Consider the following 233-nt stretch of genomic DNA (forward strand, 5'->3'; position numbering starts at 1 on the left):
TTCACCCGCGCGCCTCCGCCATGCTGACTGGGGCCGGTGAACTCGTCGTCGCCTCCGCCCTCGATGCGGACACGCTGGCGACTGAGGCGAGGAATGCCGACATCATCATCGTTCGTGCGCCACTGCCATCGGCGCTTTTCGAACGTGCGACGAAGCTCCGGGCCGCAATCCGCCACGGCGCCGGGCTCGACATGGTTCCCATGGAAGCCGCCACGGCAGCCGGCGTCCTGGTG

1 pseudogene is annotated in these 233 nt (G+C 68.7%); it reads left to right on the forward strand.

Annotation, left to right across the window (positions count from 1 at the left end):
• Positions 1-233: pseudogene (locus AC0L2O_RS37620) on the forward strand (dehydrogenase); the annotation flags it as partial.

The sequence above is a fragment of the Bradyrhizobium sp. Kon10 genome (genome assembly GCF_055807395.1).